The sequence below is a fragment of the Legionella busanensis genome (assembly GCF_900461525.1).
Lineage (GTDB): Bacteria > Pseudomonadota > Gammaproteobacteria > Legionellales > Legionellaceae > Legionella_C > Legionella_C busanensis.
Genome location: NZ_UGOD01000001.1, coordinates 365,549 through 378,924 on the forward strand (window position 1 = coordinate 365,549; position 13,376 = coordinate 378,924).

A 13,376-nucleotide genomic window follows, 5' to 3' on the forward strand; every position below is an offset into this window, starting at 1 on the left:
GGATTGTTTATCATGTTACAGCCTAAACGTACTAAATATAGAAAACAAATGAAAGGTCGCAACCGCGGTCTAGCATTGAAAGGTAGTAAAGTCAGTTTTGGTGAATTTGGTTTAAAAGCTTTAGAACGTGGACGTTTAACTGCTCGCCAAATTGAAGCAGCTCGACGTGCCATGACTCGTCACATTAAACGTGGAGGAAAAATATGGATTCGTGTTTTTCCAGATAAACCAATTACGCAAAAACCACTTGAAGTTCGTCAAGGTAAAGGTAAAGGAAGCGTTGAATATTGGGTTGCTCAAATTCAACCAGGAAAGGTTTTGTTTGAAATGGAAGGTGTGACTAGAGAGTTGGCTATGGAAGCTTTTAATCTAGCGAAAGCAAAATTACCTTTCAAAGTTATCTTTGAAGAACGGAAGGTGATGTAATGAAAGACAATAGCGAATTAAGAAAGCTTTCTCAAGAGCAGTTAAATGAAGAGTTACTTGATTTAAGAAAGTTACAGTTTAAATTAAGAATGCAAAAAGCAAATGGTTTATTAGAAAAAACTCATCCTATTAAAGAGACGAGACGAGCCATTGCTAGAGTAAAAACAATTATGACGGAAAAGGTTGGAAAGACTTATGTCGAAAAATAGTGAATCTAGTGCCAGAACGCTGGTTGGAAAAATCGTTAGCGATAAGATGCAAAAAACTATTGTAGTCATGGTCGAGCGTACAGTAAAGCATCCTAAGTACGGCAAAATTATAAAGAAAAGAACTAAATTACATGCCCATGATGAAAATGAGATAGGCAAAATCGGCAATACTGTTAAGATTCGTGAATCTCGACCTCTCTCAAAGACAAAAAGTTGGGTTCTTGTTGAAGTTATTTCTTAATAGGTTGTAACGACTTTTAAAATCCAAAAAGGGCTGATATAATCAGCCACCTTTTTCTGGTCGTATTAAGAACTGGAGTTTATTATGATACAAATGCAGACGGTGCTTGATGTTGCTGATAACAGCGGCGCGCGCAAAGTGATGTGTATCAAAGTGCTAGGGGGATCTCATCGTCGCTATGCACGAGTAGGGGATGTCATTAAAGTTAGTATTAAAGATGCCATTCCTAGAAGTAAAGTAAAAAAGGGTGCAGTCATGAAGGCTGTAGTGGTTAGAACTAGCCAAGGCGTTCGCCGCGATGATGGTTCACTTATTCGCTTTGATGGAAACGCAGCTGTTCTTTTAAATAACCAAAACGAGCCTATTGGTACCCGTATATTTGGTCCAGTAACACGCGAATTAAGAGAGAAATTTATGAAAATTATCTCTTTAGCCGCAGAAGTATTGTAAAAGGATAAAATTATGAAGCGTATCCGTTCTGGCGATACAGTCATTGTTATCACTGGTAAGAGTAAAGGGCATATTGGCAAGGTAAACCGTGTATTTAGCGACTCAGTGGTTGTTGAAGGTGCCAATTTGATTAAGAAACATATTAAGCCTAATCCACAGGTCAATGATAAGGGTGGCATTCGCTCTATTGAAGCACCGCTGCATATTTCTAATGTCGCCTTATATAATCCTGCTTCTAAAAAAGCAGATAAAGTAGGTTTTAGAAACATAGAAAAAGATGGTAAAACATACAAAGTTAGATATTTCAAGTCTAACGATGAAGTAGTTGACTTAATCTAATTACGTAGGTGGCGGGAAATGGCAAGACTTAAAGAATATTATAATAGCGAAGTAGTTGAAATGATGATGAAGAAGTTCGGCTACAAAAGCGTAATGCAAGTCCCAAAAATTGTTAAAATAACATTGAATATGGGTGTTGGTGAAGCAGTAGGTGATAAAAAGGTTATGAATCATGCTGTTGAAGATATGACTTTAATTGCTGGTCAAAAACCAATTATTACTAAAGCTCGAAAATCATTAGCTGGTTTTAAAATTCGTGAAGGCTGGCCTATTGGCTGCAAAGTTACTTTACGAAAAAAACAAATGTATGAATTTTTAGATAGACTTATTAGTATCGCTTTACCACGCGTTCGTGATTTTCGTGGCCTCAGTCCAAAATCTTTTGATGGTACAGGTAACTATAGTATGGGTTTAAGCGAGCAGATCGTTTTTCCTGAAATTGATTTTGATAAAACTGACGGAATTAGAGGCTTAGATATTTGCATAACGACTAGTGCTAAAACGAACGAAGAAGCAAAAGCGTTATTAGAGGCATTTAATCTACCTTTAAAAGACAGAGACAAACATTAAAGAAGGGTATTACCGTGGCTAAAAAATCAATGCTCGAACGAGAAAAAAAGCGTGCAAAGCTGGTTGATAAATATTTTGAAAGACGAGTTGAATTAAAAAATTTAATCAAAACATCAAAAGATTTTGATACAATAATGGATGCACAAGAGCAGTTAGCAAAACTGCCTGTTAATTCTAATCCGGTCCGTCATAGCACTCGATGCCAACAATGTGGCCGGCCTCACGCCGTATATAAAAAGTTTGGGCTTTGCAGAATTTGCTTACGGCAACAATTAATGAATGGTAATGTTACTGGCGGTCGTAAATCTAGCTGGTAATATCAAGACTATTGGAGAAAAAGAGTGAGTATGCATGATCCTGTAGCTGATATGCTGACCCGAATTAGAAATGGACAGCAGGCGAAACACCAAAGCGTTACTCTTCATTCATCAAAATTGAAAGAAGAAATTGCTCGTGTATTAAAAGAGGAAGGTTACATAGTAGATTATAGTATTGAGTCTAGTAAGAATAATATTAAAAGTATTACTATCGATTTAAAATATTATCACGGTAGACCAGTAATAGAGCGGATTGAACGTGTAAGTCGTCCTGGCTTAAGAGTTTATAAACCTTTTAATGAGTTGTCAGCTATACCTGGATTTGGAATTGCTATTGTATCAACCTCTAAGGGTGTTATGACTCATGTGGCAGCTAAATCCCAGCGGGTTGGTGGCGAAGTACTTTGTGAAATAGCTTAAAGTTTGCGAGGAATGATATGTCAAGAGTAGCAAAGGCCCCAATTTCCCTACCTAATAATGTAGGGTTAACTGTAACTAAAGAATTAATGACCGTAAAAGGGCCAAAAGGGGAATTAACTCAAGCCTATAATAAGCTAGTTGATATCTCTACTGACGGTTCAAATGTAGTAACATTCAAGCCTGCTTCAAAAGATCCTAAAGGCTGGGCTCATGCTGGTACTGCTAGAGCGTTACTTAATAACATGGTTAAAGGTGTAACAGAAGGTTTCACTATAACTTTGGAATTAGTTGGTGTAGGTTATAGAGCACAAGCTAGTGGAAAAACTGTTAACTTAAGTTTAGGTTTTTCTCACCCTGTAGAATTTAAATTACCTGAAGGGGTAACTGCTGAAACGCCAAATAACACTACTATTAATTTACGTGGTATTGATAAGCAATTATTAGGTCAAGTAGCTGCTGAAATTCGAGCAATTAGAAAACCTGAACCTTATAAGGGTAAAGGTGTTAAATATGCTGGCGAATATATAGCTCGTAAAGAAGCTAAGAAGAAATAGGGTTTAAAAATGAATAAACGAACTTCTCGTGTTCGACGTGGTATGAAAGCTAAAGCAATACAGCGAAATTGCAATCGTCCGCGTCTTGTTGTTTATCGCAGTGCATGCAATATTTATTCTCAGATCGTCATTGGAAGTGAGAAAGGAGATGTTGTTTTAGTTTCTTGTTCAACACTTGATAATGAATTAAAAAATTCATTAAGTGGTACTAAAGTTGAGCAAGCCCAGCAAGTAGGTAAATTACTTGGGGAAAGAGCTAAAGCTAAAGAAATCCTTAATGTAGCTTTTGATCGTTCTGGCTATAGATATCACGGCCGAGTTAAAGCTTTGGCTGATGGTGCGCGTGCAGCTGGTTTGAATTTTTAAAGGAAAAGTAATGGCATTTGATGATTCTAAAGTAAACGAAGGCTACCAAGAGAAATTAGTTTCCGTTACTCGTACAGCTAAAGTTGTAAAGGGTGGTCGCGTTTTTGGCTTTGCTGTTTTAGTTGTAATTGGTGATGGCAAAGGTAAAGTCGGTTTTGGTCGTGGTAAAGCACGTGAGGTTCCAGTAGCAATTCAAAAGGCTATGGAACAAGCACGAAAGAACATGACTTATATTCCATTAGCCGGAAATACTATTCATCACGAAATTACTTGGAATTATGGTGCTTCAAAAGTATTTATGAAACCTGCTAGTGAAGGTACAGGTATTATTGCTGGCGGTGCTATGCGTGCTGTTTTAGAAGTTTTAGGCGTGCAAAATATTTTAGCTAAAAGTATTGGTTCAACTAATCCTAGTAATATTGTAAGGGCTACTATTGGTGCCTTAACTAATATTGGCACTCCTGACTATGTTGCAGCGAAACGCGGTAAGACAATTGAACAAATAACGGCAGATCAGCATGAGTAAAAATATTAAAATTACTTTAGTTAAAAGTATTATTGGTCGTAAGCCTAAGCATATTCAAATTGTTAAACAACTTGGCTTAGGTAAATTAAATAGTTCTGTTATTCATGCAGATAACCCTTGTATTCGTGGGTTAGTGAATGCAGTTGAGTATTTATTGAAAGTCGAGGAGTGTGCTTAAATGAACTTAAATTCACTTTCTCCTGATTATGGTTCACGTACAGCGAAACGTCGTGTAGGTCGTGGAATTGGATCAGGCTTAGGTAAAACTAGTGGCCGAGGTCATAAAGGCCAGAAAGCAAGAGCAGGTGGCTTTCATAAAATAAACTTTGAAGGCGGTCAAATGCCTATTCAACGTCGTCTACCTAAAATGGGCTTTAAATCCCGAAATAGTAAGCTTGTTGATGAAGTTACTTTATCTGAGCTTGCAAAGTTAGACGCTGATATAATTGACATTAATGCTTTAAGAGAGTTTGGTTTAATTAATAAACTTATTAAAGATGTCAAAGTTATTTTATCTGGCGAGATAACTAAACCTTTAAAGATTAAAGGTCTTCGTGCAACCAAGGGTGCACGTGCAGCAATCGAACAAGCAGGTGGAAGCGTAGAAGATTAATATGAATAGCAAAAAACAATTAACTAGCCAAACAAAAGGTGGATTAGCCGAATTAAAAGCTCGGCTTTTATTTGTAGTCCTTGGTATTCTTGTGTATCGATTAGGGGCACATATTCCTGTTCCAGGATTAGATCCACAAAAACTAGCTAACTTTTTTGGAGAACAGCAGAATACTATTTTTGGCTTATTTAATATGTTTTCGGGTGGTGCATTATCTCGAGTTACGGTTTTTGCTATTGGGATAATGCCTTATATTTCTGCCTCTATTATTATTCAACTTTTTTCTGTTGTATCACCTAAGCTTGAGCAATTGAAAAAAGAAGGGGAGTCCGGACGGCGAAAAATAAATCAATACACTCGTTATTTAACTTTAGTTTTATCTATTTTTCAGTCCTTAGGTATGGCACGTTGGTTAGCTGGACAAAATATTGCCTTACATGCTGATATTTTTTTCTATTTCACAGCTGTCGTTACATTAGCTACAGGTACTATGTTTTTGATGTGGCTTGGAGAACAAATTACTGAAAAGGGTGTAGGTAACGGTATTTCGTTAATTATTTTTTCTGGAATTGTTTCTAGTATGCCTAATGCGCTTGCTTCTATTTTTCAGCAAGTCCGTGAAGGGCAAATGCAAGCTCTTACCTTAATCTTAATTGGTTTAATCGTTGTAGTTGTTACAGGTTTTGTTGTCTTCATGGAAAGAGCCCAACGACGAATTCGGGTAAACTATGCTCAACGTACACACGGTAGAAAAGTTTACGCTGCTCAATCTAGCCATTTACCATTAAAGATAAATATGTCTGGCGTTATTCCACCGATTTTTGCTTCTAGCATTATTTTATTACCTGCTACTTTGGCACAATTTTTTGCTAAAGGTAAAGGTATGGACTGGCTTGCAGATATTGGTATGGCACTATCACCTGGCCAACCTCTTTATTTGATAGTTTATGCTATTGCTATTTTGTTTTTTGCTTTTTTCTATGCTGCTCTTGTTTTTAATCCAAAAGACACAGCAGATAATTTAAAGAAGTCTGGCGCTTATATTCCTGGTATTCGTCCTGGTGAGCAAACAACACGTTATATTGATTCAGTCATGACAAGGCTAACGTTAATCGGCGCTATTTATTTAGTTTTAGTATGCTTGTTACCACAAATTCTAATGTATACCTGGCACGTTCCCTTTTACTTTGGCGGGACTTCACTTTTAATCATTGTTGTCGTAATTATGGATTTTGTTGCGCAAGTGCAAGCCCATTTAATGACTCAACAATATGATTCTTTGATGAAAAAGGCCAATTTTAGAGGCACAAAGTTGCCTGGTCTTTTATAAATAAATTTTTTGGAGTTATCAATGAAAGTTAGAGCATCAGTCAAGCGCCTATGCCGAAATTGTAAAATTATTAAGCGAAATGGAATTATTCGTGTTATTTGTAAGGATGCAAGACATAAACAAAAGCAAGGTTAATTATTGCTTGATTTTGTATCAATAAAATAGTATTCTTCTGTCCCTTTCTGGCAGAGCAAAATAACGTACGGAGAGATTAATGGCTCGTATTGCAGGTGTAAATATACCAGATAATAAACATATTGTTATTGCATTAACGTCAATTTATGGTATTGGTAAAACAACTTCAAAAAAATTATGCCAAGCTGTGGGGGTTGATCCTGCCACTAAAGTTTCTCAAATTCCTGAGGAATTGCTTGAGGCATTTCGTGCTGAAATTGCAAAAATGACAATCGAAGGTGATTTACGCCGTGTTGTTACGATGAATATTAAGCGTCTAATGGACTTAGGTTGTTATAGAGGCTTACGTCACCGTCGAGGCCTGCCTTTACGCGGTCAACGAACTAAAACTAATGCGCGTACTCGTAAAGGTCGTCGCAAAGGCGTAAGTAAATAATTATTTTAGGAAATTGAGATGGCTACAGCTAAAGCAAAGCAACAAAAGACCAGAAAAAAAGTTAAACGTGTCGTTTCTGATGGTATTGTGCATGTACATGCATCTTTTAATAACACTATTGTTACTTTTACAGATCGGCAAGGCAACGCCTTGTGCTGGGCAACTTCTGGCGGATCTGGATTTCGCGGTTCTAGAAAAAGTACCCCTTACGCTGCTCAGGTTGCTACTGAACGCGCCTCTGCAGTTGCTAAAGAATTTGGTATGAAATCTGTGGCTGTATTTGTTCACGGACCTGGTCCTGGCCGCGAATCGACTATTCGTGAGTTAATATCTCAAGATTTCAAAATTGTTGAAATTACCGATGTTACAGGCATACCTCATAATGGTTGCAAGCCCCCTAAAAAACGTCGCGTTTAAAGATTCAGGAGTGATTAATGGCTAGATATCTTGGTCCCAAGTGTAAACAATCTCGTAGAGAGGGGATTGATCTTCTTACAAAAAGTGCAGTGCGAGATTTTAAATCTAAATGTAAAGCGGATAAATTACCAGGTCAACATGGTGGTACTAAACCACGTTTAAGTGATTATGGTCTTCAATTACGTGAAAAGCAGAAATTACGTCGTTATTATGGTGTTTTAGAAAAGCAATTTCGTAATTATTATAAAGCTGCTGCTCGTAAAAAAGGTTCTACTGGTGAGAACTTGATGGTTTTACTTGAAAGTCGTTTGGATAATATAGTATATCGTATGGGATTTGCCAGCACTCGAGCTGAAGCAAGACAACTTGTTAGTCATAAAGCCATTTTAGTTAATGATCAAGTAGTTAATATTCCATCTTATCTTGTTAAGCCTGGTGATGTTATTGCTATTCGTCAACGAGCTAAAGAGCAAGGTCGTATTAAAGCAGCTATTGCTTTATCTGAGCAAAGAGCACCCTGCGATTGGTTAACAGTCGATTCTAATTCGTTAAAAGGTACATTTGCTTCTGCTCCTAGTATCAATGACTTGTCGTCTGATTTTAACGTCAATTTAGTTGTAGAACTTTACTCTAAGTAAGATCTGGAGACATTGTCTAATGTATGAAATTAATGAAATGTTGACACCCACTGTACTTAAGGTACAGGCGAACACTAAACATCATTCTCGTATTGTACTTGAACCTTTAGAGCGTGGATATGGTCATACTTTAGGAAATGCACTACGAAGAATTCTTCTTTCATCTATGCCAGGTTGGGCAATTACTGAAGTGGCAATCGATGGTGTCTTGCATGAGTATAGTACAATAGAAGGCGTTCGTGAGGATGTTGTTGACATACTCTTAAATTTAAAACAAGTTGCAATCAAAATTGCCGCTGGACGTGAGGCAACACTCACTTTAAATAAAGTTGGTCCTTGTGTTGTTACAGCTGGTGATATTGAATTGTCAGCTGATCAAGAAATTGTTAACCCTGATCATGTAATTGCCACTTTAAATGAAAATGGCAAACTTAATATGACAATGAAAGTAGAGCGAGGAATTGGTTTTCACGCAACTGATTATGCTACTTCTATTTTTGAAGAAGAAACTACTCAGAAATCTGTTGGCAAGCTTAAACTTGATAATAGCTTTTCACCTGTGGTTAAAGTTGCTTACTTTGTTGATAGTGCGCGTGTCGAGAATCGAACTGATTTAGATAAATTAACTATTGATTTATTTACTAATGGTACTTTAGATCCTGAAGAAGCTATTAGAATTTCTGCCTCAATTCTTCAGCGACAGCTTCATGCTTTTGTTGATATGCAATTTGAAGAATCTCGTACTGATAACAAAGAACGTAATGATTTTGACCCAATTTTGTTAAGACCAGTTGATGATTTAGAACTTACAGTTCGTTCAGCTAACTGTCTAAAAGCTGAAAATATTTATTATATTGGTGATTTGGTACAGAAAACTGAAAATGAATTGTTAAAGACGCCTAATTTAGGTAAGAAGTCACTTACAGAAATTAAAGACGTGCTTGCTTCTCGCTCATTGTCTTTAGGAATGAAACTTGAAAATTGGCCTCCAGCTAATCTAGGCGATTAATATTAGGAGTTTAAGATGCGTCACCGTAATGCCGGCCGAAATTTTAGCCGAACTAGTAGCCATCGTAAAGCGATGTTTTCGAATATGTGCTGCTCTTTAATTGAACATGAATTAATTAAAACGACACTTCCCAAAGCAAAAGAATTACGTCGCTATTTAGAGCCCTTAATTACTGTTAGCAAAAAAGATTCAGTTGCTTCTAGAAGACATGTTTTTGATAAGTTACGCTCTAAAAGCGCTGTAGGTAAATTATTTACTATCCTCGGTCCTCGTTTTTCTGAAAGACCAGGTGGCTATTTGCGTATTTTAAAATGTGGTTTCCGCCCCGGCGATAATGCGCCTATGGCTGTAGTTGAACTTGTTGATCGTCCTGTACAAACAGAGGATGATGCTGACGAGTAACTCTTTTCTCTTTAAAAGCCCACAATATGTGGGCTTTTTTTCTTAACTTTGTATCTATTTAAGATTTTCTTCTAATTTAAAATTGCCCTTTCAAATTTTGCTTTAATTGTTACTCGTACTTTTCTTTATTAAAAAATAATTATACGATCTGCTTTTCTATTTGTCTTTTTTACTAGAAGTGAAGTTGTCATGTCAGCAAGCTTTAGATGGGCCTTAATTGATATTGAAACTACAGGCTTACACATTACGCATGATAAGATTACTGAAATAGCAGTAATTATTCTGACTGAGAAAGGTGTAGAAGCAACCTGGCATAGTTTAATTAATCCTGAGTGCTCTATCCCTGAGCAAATTATTAAATTAACGGGAATAGATAATAATTTAGTTCAAAATGCACCAACTTTTACATTAATTGCGGAAGAACTTATATTACTTTTGCAAGGTTGTATTCTAGTAGCACATAATGCTCGCTTTGATTATAGTTTTTTAAAAAATGCTTTTAAAGAATGTAACATCACTTTTCAAATTCCTGTTTTATGTTCAATAAAATTATTAAAAAATTTCTATCCTGCTTTTAAGAGTTATAAACTAAGTGCGATAGCACAAGCCTTTTGTTTTGCTAAAGAGGTAATTCATAGAGCGCAAGATGATGTTAATTTATTACGGAAAGTAATTGAGCATTTGTTTCAAGAGTTTTCTTTAATAGAAGTATTGAGAAAAGCAAAAAAAATTTATCAGCAATCCAGTATCCCTTCAACGTTAGTAACTGATTGTAGCACCTTTCCAGATACACCCGGTGTGTATATATTTTACGGAAATGAGAAAACTTTACCCTTATATATAGGTAAAAGTATTTCACTTAGACAAAGAATTTTATCTCACTTTCAAGCTGATCATGCGCACGCAAAAGAGTTTGTTTTATCACAACAAGTGAAATATATCGAAGTTATTCCTACAGCAGGTGAGTTAAGTGCTTTACTTTTGGAGTCAGCGTTAATTAAGGAGAGGATGCCATTGTATAATCGTCGTTTAAGAAAGAAAAAAAGCTTAGTTACAATAAAAGCAACTGAAATGGATGGTTACATAACGTTGACGGCTTTGCGAACCACAATTGATGATGAATTTGAAAGGGTACCAAATAATTTATTTGGTGCTTTTAGAAGTATAAATGCAGCAAAAAAAATAATGTTGTACTGGGTTAAGGAATTTGGGCTTTGCGCTAAGCTATGTAACCTTGAACTAACCAAGCATGCTTGTTTTTCTTATCAGTTAAAAAAATGTCAAGGTGCGTGTATAAAAGCAGAACCATCTGAAGTTTATAATCATCGTGTTAAAGAAGCATTAGGACAATATAAACGCGAAACTTGGCCTTATAAGGGCAGTATTGCTATTAAAGAGCAAGATGAAGGTAATAAATTAACGCAATATTTAGTTTTTGATCAATGGCATTATCTGGGCTCAGTAGATACGGAAGCAGAACTAGCAAATTTAAAAATAAGTAAGAAACATCTAATAGACACTTTTGATGATTACAAAATACTTGTAGCTTTTCTTAAAAGTAAACGCGATCAATTAAACATTTTAGAATTAAGTGATACTTAAAATTTGCTTGAGGTCCCCGTCATTAATAATTTGGTTAAATGGTTTATTAATAAATTTACAATTGGATGATAATTCAAGAAAACGTCTTTGTAGCTCTAAATTTTTTATCGGATTAATGACAATAATTTCTTTTTTTGCTATATCAGACTTTGATAATATTGCTTTAATATGAACATCAGATTCAGGAAGAGAGTAACTAATAAAAACTATCTTTTTCGCAAGCCTTATCTCAGAGCCGGCTTCATTTAACATCTGGCTAATAATAGGATGCATAAGATTTTTATTGTAAGAGGGGGGAATGATTAAACTTTTCAATTCATTTCCATCTAGTGAACAGAAATTTGTATTTGTTTCCTCTAGTAAATCCGTTGTACGAGGGCTACTCGCGAATTCATGCTCTTTTTCCCATGCTCTTAATATTAATTGATTACAACAATTACAGTATTTCCAATTTAAACTTCCATGCAATTTAATATATTTTATTCGTAAAGGGTAACTCGCCGAGGTTGATAAAATAGGCTTTTGTGGGTCTACCCACCAATCAGAAGGATGTATGCTTTCAAAATTATAATTTCCTAAGGGGTAGCAATAATCTAAATAACAATTAAGTGGATATAAAACAGGAAATGCATCTTCAGCTAAGGTATCGTAGTTAACAGTTATAATAGAGATATTTTGCTGAAACATATAAATCTGCTTCCAAAATTCTTTTAAAACGATACTTTTTTTGCGCGCACTCGCTCCAATGATATAATATATTAACTTAATTAAACTTTCCTTTAAGTAAACAATATATTCTAAGGTATATAGTCCACTTAAACTTTCACTTCGCATAATAAAATATTCAATAAAGCCAAAAATTTGTTCTAAAGTCGGAAAGCAATCTTTATCTAAATCGCAAATGAAGTAAGTTTTAATAAAGTCGGTGACAATTTTATAGAGGTTAGATTTTTCATAATGATTATTTCTAAAATTGAACAATAAAGGAATAATATTTTTTTGTAATGGCGCTCCATCAGCAATAGATGCTCCTGCACCTAAAAAAAATACTGTATCGCGTATCGTAGGATACTCGTGATAAACATTACGGTTAAAAGAATTTTTTTTATCAACAATAGAATAAAATTGATGAGAAATATTAAGAGCCTGTTTATATAAGTCAGAGAGTGATTTGCCTTCTTTATTATGCCAGACTACCCAGCCATTGATTGGACGAGCATCACCTATGCTAAGTAAGTACTGAATAGCAGCAAAGCTCGGATTTAAATAGGCAGTCCCTACTAACAAACCTTTAGATGTCACCTTGGCTTCGAATCTATAATTTTTATTATTTCTAGCTAAATAATCGAAGAATAAAGTTTCATGTAAATGGATTAACTTTTTTTTCAGTAATAATTGGTAAATAGAGAACGCTTCTGATTTTTTCGCCCGCATAAGAACAATCATTATTTAAATTATATGATTTAGTTTAACAAACTTTATAAGTTAATTCTGCTTAAAAGATGTTTAACAGTATTGCTAATACTTGCCTCATATGGTTAAGGATTGTGCTAACGATTTAAGTTTTGATTAAGCTAATAATCACCTATAAATCTAGTGAGTTTTAGTAGCGCAGAATAATTTTTGCATAAGCTCATAAGGTAGTAGGTCGTGCCAATATTTAATTCGGCATGGGAAATTTAAAGCTATAAAGTTACCCAGCAGCCGACCTAAACCCTCTAATAAATATATTCTTGATTAAGCAAACCTAAAATATTGCCTGAAGTTTGATAATGACACTCTATTAAACTTCAGTTAATTTAAAATGGAATATCATCATCTAATTCTGCAAAAGCATCTTCTGCTGGATTTTTACGATTAGTTGATGCCGATGATTGATACGAAGGTTGCTGATGTTGAGGAGGCGCTGATTGTGTATCATCAAACCCAGCTGAGCCACCTACCTTGCTATCAAGCATTTGTACATCTGTAGCAACAATTTCAGTTGTATAACGGTCTTGTCCTTGTTGATCTTGCCATTTGCGAGTACGAAGACTACCTTCAATATATAATTTAGAACCTTTACGCACATATTCGCCGGCAATTTCTCCTAAACGATTAAAGCAAACAACACGATGCCACTCAGTTCGCTCCTGCTTATCGCCAGTTTGTTTATCCTTCCAAGTTTCACTGGTAGCTATTGATAGGGTAGCAACAGCATTGCCATTAGGCATGTACCTAACTTCGGGATCACTCCCAACGTTACCTATTAAGATAACTTTATTAATTCCACGAGCCATTAGTTTCTCCTGCTTGCGAGATAGTTAGAGCAAATATTATAGCTAATGTAAGCTGATTTTCGAAGGTTTATAAATAATAATCTACCCCCTAAAATTT

General features: G+C 35.5%; 23 protein-coding genes. 21 read left to right on the forward strand and 2 right to left on the reverse strand.

Features of this window, described 5'->3' with window-relative positions; translation table 11 throughout:
• The first annotated feature begins 12 nt into the window (after nt 1-12).
• From rplP to DYH30_RS01800, 21 genes are all read left to right on the forward strand, one after another.
• Entirely contained in the window at nt 13-426 is a 414-nt protein-coding gene (rplP, locus tag DYH30_RS01700; protein ID WP_115329929.1) for a 50S ribosomal protein L16, read from the forward strand.
• Complete coding sequence (gene rpmC, locus DYH30_RS01705; protein WP_115329931.1) at nt 426-635, forward strand: 50S ribosomal protein L29; 210 nt, start codon at nt 426-428, stop codon at nt 633-635. The genes rplP and rpmC overlap by 1 nt, the downstream gene beginning before the upstream one ends.
• The gene (gene rpsQ, locus DYH30_RS01710) at nt 622-876 is read left to right on the forward strand and encodes a 30S ribosomal protein S17 (RefSeq protein WP_115329933.1); all 255 of its coding nucleotides are present in this window, start codon (nt 622-624) and stop codon (nt 874-876) included. The genes rpmC and rpsQ overlap by 14 nt, the downstream gene beginning before the upstream one ends.
• Nucleotides 877-960: 84 nt before the next feature.
• The gene (gene rplN, locus DYH30_RS01715) at nt 961-1,326 is read left to right on the forward strand and encodes a 50S ribosomal protein L14 (protein WP_115329935.1); all 366 of its coding nucleotides are present in this window, start codon (nt 961-963) and stop codon (nt 1,324-1,326) included.
• 12 nt (nt 1,327-1,338) lie between these two features.
• Nucleotides 1,339-1,665 carry a 50S ribosomal protein L24 gene (rplX, locus tag DYH30_RS01720; protein WP_115329937.1) on the forward strand — a complete coding sequence of 109 codons (327 nt, stop codon included), beginning with the start codon at nt 1,339-1,341 and terminating at the stop codon, nt 1,663-1,665.
• A gap of 18 nt (nt 1,666-1,683) precedes the next feature.
• Nucleotides 1,684-2,235 (forward strand): 50S ribosomal protein L5, encoded by a 552-nt coding sequence (rplE, locus tag DYH30_RS01725; protein WP_115329939.1) that lies wholly within the window; start codon nt 1,684-1,686, stop codon nt 2,233-2,235.
• A gap of 14 nt (nt 2,236-2,249) precedes the next feature.
• On the forward strand, nt 2,250-2,552 hold the full coding sequence (gene rpsN, locus DYH30_RS01730; protein WP_115329941.1) for a 30S ribosomal protein S14: 303 nt from the start codon (nt 2,250-2,252) through the stop codon (nt 2,550-2,552).
• A 30-nt stretch (nt 2,553-2,582) separates the two neighbouring features.
• Nucleotides 2,583-2,972 (forward strand): 30S ribosomal protein S8, encoded by a 390-nt coding sequence (gene rpsH / locus DYH30_RS01735; RefSeq protein ID WP_207385804.1) that lies wholly within the window; start codon nt 2,583-2,585, stop codon nt 2,970-2,972.
• A 17-nt stretch (nt 2,973-2,989) separates the two neighbouring features.
• Complete coding sequence (gene rplF, locus DYH30_RS01740; protein WP_115329945.1) at nt 2,990-3,526, forward strand: 50S ribosomal protein L6; 537 nt, start codon at nt 2,990-2,992, stop codon at nt 3,524-3,526.
• Nucleotides 3,527-3,535: 9 nt separating this feature from the next.
• Nucleotides 3,536-3,892, forward strand: coding sequence for a 50S ribosomal protein L18 (gene rplR, locus DYH30_RS01745; protein ID WP_115329947.1), 357 nt, complete (start codon nt 3,536-3,538; stop codon nt 3,890-3,892).
• Between the two features lie 10 nt (nt 3,893-3,902).
• On the forward strand, nt 3,903-4,418 hold the full coding sequence (gene rpsE / locus DYH30_RS01750) for a 30S ribosomal protein S5 (protein ID WP_115329949.1): 516 nt from the start codon (nt 3,903-3,905) through the stop codon (nt 4,416-4,418).
• On the forward strand, nt 4,411-4,596 hold the full coding sequence (gene rpmD / locus DYH30_RS01755) for a 50S ribosomal protein L30 (RefSeq protein WP_115329951.1): 186 nt from the start codon (nt 4,411-4,413) through the stop codon (nt 4,594-4,596). The genes rpsE and rpmD overlap by 8 nt, the downstream gene beginning before the upstream one ends.
• On the forward strand, nt 4,597-5,031 hold the full coding sequence (gene rplO, locus DYH30_RS01760) for a 50S ribosomal protein L15 (RefSeq protein WP_115329953.1): 435 nt from the start codon (nt 4,597-4,599) through the stop codon (nt 5,029-5,031).
• A gap of 1 nt (nt 5,032) precedes the next feature.
• Entirely contained in the window at nt 5,033-6,361 is a 1,329-nt protein-coding gene (gene secY, locus DYH30_RS01765) for a preprotein translocase subunit SecY (protein WP_165482187.1), read from the forward strand.
• A gap of 21 nt (nt 6,362-6,382) precedes the next feature.
• Nucleotides 6,383-6,496 (forward strand): 50S ribosomal protein L36, encoded by a 114-nt coding sequence (gene rpmJ / locus DYH30_RS01770; RefSeq protein ID WP_115329957.1) that lies wholly within the window; start codon nt 6,383-6,385, stop codon nt 6,494-6,496.
• A 79-nt stretch (nt 6,497-6,575) separates the two neighbouring features.
• Entirely contained in the window at nt 6,576-6,932 is a 357-nt protein-coding gene (gene rpsM, locus DYH30_RS01775; protein ID WP_115329959.1) for a 30S ribosomal protein S13, read from the forward strand.
• A gap of 18 nt (nt 6,933-6,950) precedes the next feature.
• The gene (gene rpsK, locus DYH30_RS01780; RefSeq protein WP_115329961.1) at nt 6,951-7,349 is read left to right on the forward strand and encodes a 30S ribosomal protein S11; all 399 of its coding nucleotides are present in this window, start codon (nt 6,951-6,953) and stop codon (nt 7,347-7,349) included.
• Nucleotides 7,350-7,366: 17 nt separating this feature from the next.
• Entirely contained in the window at nt 7,367-7,987 is a 621-nt protein-coding gene (gene rpsD, locus DYH30_RS01785) for a 30S ribosomal protein S4 (protein WP_115329963.1), read from the forward strand.
• A 19-nt stretch (nt 7,988-8,006) separates the two neighbouring features.
• Complete coding sequence (locus tag DYH30_RS01790; RefSeq protein ID WP_115329965.1) at nt 8,007-8,996, forward strand: DNA-directed RNA polymerase subunit alpha; 990 nt, start codon at nt 8,007-8,009, stop codon at nt 8,994-8,996.
• Between the two features lie 15 nt (nt 8,997-9,011).
• Nucleotides 9,012-9,398, forward strand: a complete 387-nt coding sequence (gene rplQ, locus DYH30_RS01795; RefSeq protein ID WP_115329967.1) for a 50S ribosomal protein L17 — start codon at nt 9,012-9,014, stop codon at nt 9,396-9,398.
• Nucleotides 9,399-9,587: 189 nt separating this feature from the next.
• The gene (locus DYH30_RS01800) at nt 9,588-11,000 is read left to right on the forward strand and encodes a 3'-5' exonuclease family protein (RefSeq protein WP_115329969.1); all 1,413 of its coding nucleotides are present in this window, start codon (nt 9,588-9,590) and stop codon (nt 10,998-11,000) included.
• On the opposite strand, the gene DYH30_RS01805 is transcribed toward DYH30_RS01800, so the two are convergent.
• Complete coding sequence (locus tag DYH30_RS01805; RefSeq protein ID WP_160116136.1) at nt 10,986-12,434, reverse strand: SIR2 family protein; 1,449 nt, start codon at nt 12,432-12,434, stop codon at nt 10,986-10,988. The genes DYH30_RS01800 and DYH30_RS01805 overlap by 15 nt on opposite strands.
• A gap of 365 nt (nt 12,435-12,799) precedes the next feature.
• Nucleotides 12,800-13,279, reverse strand: coding sequence for a single-stranded DNA-binding protein (gene ssb, locus DYH30_RS01810; protein ID WP_115329973.1), 480 nt, complete (start codon nt 13,277-13,279; stop codon nt 12,800-12,802).
• Nucleotides 13,280-13,376 lie beyond the last annotated feature (97 nt).

Bases quoted from the DNA above. Each gene is read 5' to 3' on its own strand.
- rpsE (WP_115329949.1), top strand. From the start codon at position 3,903: ATGGCATTTGATGATTCTAAAGTAAACGAAGGCTACCAAGAGAAATTA.
- rplP (WP_115329929.1), top strand. From the start codon at position 13: ATGTTACAGCCTAAACGTACTAAATATAGAAAACAAATGAAAGGTCGC.
- DYH30_RS01800 (WP_115329969.1), top strand. From the start codon at position 9,588: ATGTCAGCAAGCTTTAGATGGGCCTTAATTGATATTGAAACTACAGGC.
- rplX (WP_115329937.1), top strand. From the start codon at position 1,339: ATGAAGCGTATCCGTTCTGGCGATACAGTCATTGTTATCACTGGTAAG.
- rplE (WP_115329939.1), top strand. From the start codon at position 1,684: ATGGCAAGACTTAAAGAATATTATAATAGCGAAGTAGTTGAAATGATG.
- rpmC (WP_115329931.1), top strand. From the start codon at position 426: ATGAAAGACAATAGCGAATTAAGAAAGCTTTCTCAAGAGCAGTTAAAT.
- rplQ (WP_115329967.1), top strand. From the start codon at position 9,012: ATGCGTCACCGTAATGCCGGCCGAAATTTTAGCCGAACTAGTAGCCAT.
- DYH30_RS01805 (WP_160116136.1), bottom strand. From the start codon at position 12,434: ATGCGGGCGAAAAAATCAGAAGCGTTCTCTATTTACCAATTATTACTG.
- DYH30_RS01790 (WP_115329965.1), top strand. From the start codon at position 8,007: ATGTATGAAATTAATGAAATGTTGACACCCACTGTACTTAAGGTACAG.
- ssb (WP_115329973.1), bottom strand. From the start codon at position 13,279: ATGGCTCGTGGAATTAATAAAGTTATCTTAATAGGTAACGTTGGGAGT.
- rplN (WP_115329935.1), top strand. From the start codon at position 961: ATGATACAAATGCAGACGGTGCTTGATGTTGCTGATAACAGCGGCGCG.
- rpsD (WP_115329963.1), top strand. From the start codon at position 7,367: ATGGCTAGATATCTTGGTCCCAAGTGTAAACAATCTCGTAGAGAGGGG.
- rplO (WP_115329953.1), top strand. From the start codon at position 4,597: ATGAACTTAAATTCACTTTCTCCTGATTATGGTTCACGTACAGCGAAA.
- rplF (WP_115329945.1), top strand. From the start codon at position 2,990: ATGTCAAGAGTAGCAAAGGCCCCAATTTCCCTACCTAATAATGTAGGG.
- rpsM (WP_115329959.1), top strand. From the start codon at position 6,576: ATGGCTCGTATTGCAGGTGTAAATATACCAGATAATAAACATATTGTT.
- rpsQ (WP_115329933.1), top strand. From the start codon at position 622: ATGTCGAAAAATAGTGAATCTAGTGCCAGAACGCTGGTTGGAAAAATC.
- rpmJ (WP_115329957.1), top strand. From the start codon at position 6,383: ATGAAAGTTAGAGCATCAGTCAAGCGCCTATGCCGAAATTGTAAAATT.
- rpsH (WP_207385804.1), top strand. From the start codon at position 2,583: ATGCATGATCCTGTAGCTGATATGCTGACCCGAATTAGAAATGGACAG.
- secY (WP_165482187.1), top strand. From the start codon at position 5,033: ATGAATAGCAAAAAACAATTAACTAGCCAAACAAAAGGTGGATTAGCC.
- rplR (WP_115329947.1), top strand. From the start codon at position 3,536: ATGAATAAACGAACTTCTCGTGTTCGACGTGGTATGAAAGCTAAAGCA.
- rpmD (WP_115329951.1), top strand. From the start codon at position 4,411: ATGAGTAAAAATATTAAAATTACTTTAGTTAAAAGTATTATTGGTCGT.
- rpsK (WP_115329961.1), top strand. From the start codon at position 6,951: ATGGCTACAGCTAAAGCAAAGCAACAAAAGACCAGAAAAAAAGTTAAA.